The following is a 4,285-nucleotide window of genomic DNA, read 5'->3' as shown; positions in this document are numbered from 1 at the left end:
TCGCAACGCTCGCCGCAAGGCGTGAACTTGTTTCACGTCGAGGAAGCGGAATTTCCCGAAAGCCTTATAATATCTCCGTTCACACATCATCGGAGGGGATCACTATGTCTCAATTATTTCGTTTGGCATCACCGGCAGATTACGAATACATCGAAGAAATAAAATTATGGGAATTGTCATTTGATAAGCGACCGGTTCAAGGGGTTCGTTGTGAAGATCCGGTGATCGGGGCAGAAAAATACAATCGAGGGCGTGAAAAATTTAAGGCGTTAGCGTCACGGCATAAAAAACACTGGAAACCGAACGGATTGACCTTTTCGGAGTTGATCCGCTGGGCAATAGAGTGTGGAACCCCCGAACAATGTCAGCTTGTTTTAGCGTTATACCATTGTACAAACGATGATGATTATCAGGCGATGGGGATTCAGTTAAGTCGAAGTATCGATAATGCAAATGTCAGTCCGATCATCTTTTTCACAGGTAAAAATCAACGGTTATTAGGTGATGTTTCGATGCTAAAACAGCTCGAGGAAAAGGCAGGTTAATGTCATGTTTGTTTATTATCCTGTGTATTATTCCGTATCTTATTCTATCTAATTTCTCTCTAATACACAGAATAATACAGAGAATAAGATACAGAATAAGAGATAGACACAAGATGACGTTGTGTCATTTCTTACCCATTAATCTATCCGTTATTCTATCCATTATTCTGTCCGTTATTTTATCCGATTTAGGTATAACGGATAGAATAACGGGTAAAATAACGGATGAAATCATCATTTTACCAATCTACATCTATGATACTTTCAGTATCAATGCCACTCATTTTCTGGACGAAAATGAATGACATAAGGCTCCGCCCTCTGGCTATTTTCTTCGGCTGGACGCCTGCGAAAAAAGCCATTCACCCAAGCCCGTCAAACTCACTGCGTTCGTCTGACCACCCCCTTTTTTCGCCCTGTATTTGGTCGCTCAAAAATGTGGTGGTCAGACGCTTCGCTTGACGGGGGGCTTTGCCCCCAAAACGAAACACGTTCACTGGGGTTCACTTGCCATCGCTGGGGCGTGTCATTTCGTTTCGGCTCCCCCTGTTTTTCCCTTTCTTCGCTGGACGCTCATCAGGAGAAAAACAAAAAGCCTACCGCCCTCGTTTTACTCGGTTGGTCAAATCGCTTCTTGCCACAAAACAAGTTTGTGTCTTTCAGCGATTTCGCATCGTTTTACTTGTCAGTTTGCATGATGTTAAAAACGCACTCAGAAGCTCGCAAAACCGTTCTAAACTTTCAGCGTAGATTTGGGTGTTTTGTAGGGTGATCGTGTCTTAAAATCGTTTTGAGGGGCTTTGATGGGGGTGAACGGGCGGTTTTTGCTAACTAACTCGCCCGTTTAACATAAAAGGGATTATAGGAATGCTTTTTAGCGCTAGACTATTGTTTTTAATTTCAGGCAAGTGAAAGTAATGAAAAAAGAATTTTTGGGACTAATGTCCTTATTAGTGATTTCAGCGTGTTCATCATCATATGAACGTTATAGTGGTGTTGACCAAAATTTATGTGATGAATTTCTCCGCATAGCGAAAAATGAATATTTGAGTTCAAAAGAATGTTTTAGAAAAAATATAGATAAGTATATCAACACTGGCTCTAATTCAGAGGTTGTATCTGTTGTTAGATATGAATGTAGGGATGATATTCGTAAGTTGTCATACGCTTATCTAGATAGAGCTTATTGTTCAGTGGCTGAAGACACTTACTCAAGCTACAGGTCTGTAAAAAGTGATCTTATGGATTCTAGCGGTAGCATGCTACAAGCTATATCGTCATCTGTAGATGAGCGCCTGTTACAGTATGTTATGTATTATCGAGCGAACCATGAACTTCCAAATTAAAGCAAAAAAATCCTAATGCCCCAATGTGGTACTAATCAAAATGGAGCGAAGCGACAACGACTTCTTGTCTTTGCTTTTCTCCATGATCGGTTATTGGGTCATGGCTTCTTAGCTCTTTAATCTAGCTAAGTCTGGTTAGGTTGGGCTTCTTTCGACGGTGCAATCCAAGAAATCCCTAGTCCGTTGATTGGTGCTCTTGTCAGGTACGCACTGTAATCTTTCGATACCGCAGCGTGATTCGGAGGCAGAGCCGGAATTTCGTGTTCCGGTACGTTTTACTACCACAATTTGCCTGTTTATCCTTTCGGAGACCGGGCTAAGTCCGAGTCAATCAAGTGGTGCATTTGAGTTAATGTCGTTGAATGGTTTTAAGGAAGTCGTGACAAGCGAGCTTCCCATTGTTAAGATTGGATTGTCTAGGTCTGATCTTAGCAACGAATGCACCGAATCAGATTAGCAGAGCCGAAGTGATGTCACAATCATTTCGGCTCTGTGCCTTCTGGAGTATCACAAAAAATTTCACCGTATTTCAATCCGCAACGCTCGCCGCAAGAGGAAAATTTATTTTTCATCGAGGAAGCCTCACAAAAGTAAAAAAAACGGGTCATAACATTTGGACAAAAAACAAAGCTTATATCAGATAATTTGATTCCCATAAGACCCATTATGTTAAACGGGCGAGTTAGCTTACAAAAACCGCCCGTTCATCCGCATCAAAGCCCATCAAATCGATTTTAAGACACGATCACCCTATCAAGCACCCAAATCCACCCTGAAAGTTTATAACGGTTTCTGTGCCTTTCTAGTGCGTTTTTAACAATGTTTTATTTCAGGTGAAATCATTAACGTAAGGCTTAAAATAATCCATATTTATAATTGTTATTTTTTACTTTTGATAAATTTATAAAACGGGGTTTCACTAACGTAAAAACCAGAGTGGCTGATTTCATCCATGATGCTAGACCAACTTTTACCTTGTTTTTTTAATTCCATAATCTCGTCATAGATGTGATCGAGGAGCTCATTTGTTGTCGCTTTAGGATGCTCGGTCATAAAACTTTTTATTTTTTCAATCATTCTACTGCCTTGATTTTTGGCTGATATTTAATTAACTCTGTCAATTATAGAGCACTAAATTAACGGAATCATGAAAAATTCCTTATTTTTTTAAAGTGATATAGCGTAATGAGATGAAAAAATAGAAAGGGTAGATAATGATGGATGTAAAACGCCACACAAGAGACTTGTAGCGTTTTACATAAAAGGAATTATACGTAATTATTTCAGGGGGGGGTTAGCGTTCTTCATTTAGTAAATGCTTATTTTCATATTCGCATTTTTTATCGACGTAAAGTTGCTGTAATTTTTTAAAGCGATCTTTAGCTGCTTTACCTTCCACTGTTTTTGCATCGCTGGTATCTATAAAGAAAAGAGGAACTAGCAATAACGCCCCTGTTACACCTAAAGCTGAATTTTTAGCTATCTGTCCATTTAGTTCACTGTCTTTTGACTTTACTAAGTTAGCCATATCTTCCATCTCACTAATGATAGATTGACATGACATCATAGAATCCCCTGGCTGTGAAACCTGAACAGGCATAGGTGTTGTATGTACACAACCAGAAAGAAAAACAGAAAACGATAGTAATGTTAACCTTATCTTCATTAATACTTATCCTTAGAAATTTTAGCATGTTAGCATTAAATGTAAGTTTATGTGTCATGAAGAAAATAAGTTATTACTCGCCAGAATCCTTAATAATTACAATTTTTGTAATGTTTATCGTTTCATTTGTTGGGCGCTTGTATTATTTTCTAATATCCTTTATCTAAATTTTCCTGTTTTCGAAACAATAATCCCCTATATGCCCCAATGTGGTACTAATCAAAACGGAGCGAAGCGACAGCATCTTTCTGTCTTTGCTTTTCTCCATGATCGGTGATTGGGTCATGGCTTCTTAGCTTGTTCCATTAGCTAAGTCTGGTGCTTTTGGTTAGGTTGGGCTTCTTTCGACGGTGCAATCCAAGAAATCCCTAGTCCGTTGATTGGTGCTCTTATCAGGTACGCACTGTAATCTTTCGATACCGCAGCGTGATTCGGAGGCAGAGCCGGAATTTCGTTTTCCGGTACGTTTTACTACCACAATTTGCCTGTTTATCCTTTCGGAGACCGGGCTAAGTCCGAGTCAATCAAGTGGTGCATTTGAGTTAGTGTCTTTGAATGGTTTTAAGGAAGTAGTGACAAGCTAGCTTCCCATTGCTAAGATTGGGTTGTCGAGGTCTAATCGAAGCAACGAATGCACGCGAATTAGATTAGCAGAGCCGAAGTGATGTCACAATCATTTCGGCTCTGCACCTTCTAGAGTTCAGAAAAAAATCCTTTATGTTTTCAAC

The 4,285-nt window shown here is 39.6% G+C and carries 5 protein-coding genes; 3 read left to right on the top strand and 2 right to left on the bottom strand.

Annotated features, from left to right (window positions below; all coding sequences use genetic code 11):
• Positions 1–104 precede the first annotated feature (104 nt).
• From ACWPW6_RS19440 to ACWPW6_RS19430, 3 genes are all read left to right on the top strand, one after another.
• Positions 105–545: a hypothetical protein gene (locus tag ACWPW6_RS19440; protein ID WP_107680794.1), complete on the top strand. Its 441-nt coding sequence runs from the start codon at positions 105–107 to the stop codon at positions 543–545.
• 113 nt (positions 546–658) lie between these two features.
• Positions 659–850 carry a hypothetical protein gene (locus ACWPW6_RS19435; protein ID WP_196731122.1) on the top strand — a complete coding sequence of 64 codons (192 nt, stop codon included), beginning with the start codon at positions 659–661 and terminating at the stop codon, positions 848–850.
• Between the two features lie 612 nt (positions 851–1,462).
• Entirely contained in the window at positions 1,463–1,891 is a 429-nt protein-coding gene (locus ACWPW6_RS19430) for a hypothetical protein (protein ID WP_250917077.1), read from the top strand.
• A gap of 879 nt (positions 1,892–2,770) precedes the next feature.
• Here ACWPW6_RS19430 and ACWPW6_RS19425 read toward each other — a convergent pair.
• Together ACWPW6_RS19425 and ACWPW6_RS19420 are read right to left on the bottom strand one after the other, a co-directional pair.
• Positions 2,771–2,968, bottom strand: coding sequence for a hypothetical protein (locus tag ACWPW6_RS19425; protein ID WP_113421954.1), 198 nt, complete (start codon positions 2,966–2,968; stop codon positions 2,771–2,773).
• A 217-nt stretch (positions 2,969–3,185) separates the two neighbouring features.
• On the bottom strand, positions 3,186–3,557 hold the full coding sequence (locus tag ACWPW6_RS19420; protein ID WP_250917076.1) for a hypothetical protein: 372 nt from the start codon (positions 3,555–3,557) through the stop codon (positions 3,186–3,188).
• Positions 3,558–4,285: the final 728 nt, after the last annotated feature.

The sequence above is a fragment of the Providencia sp. Marseille-Q8014 genome (assembly GCF_965112055.1).
Note: the sequence above shows the minus strand (reverse complement) of the source record. Positions and strands in the feature narration are given on the sequence as shown.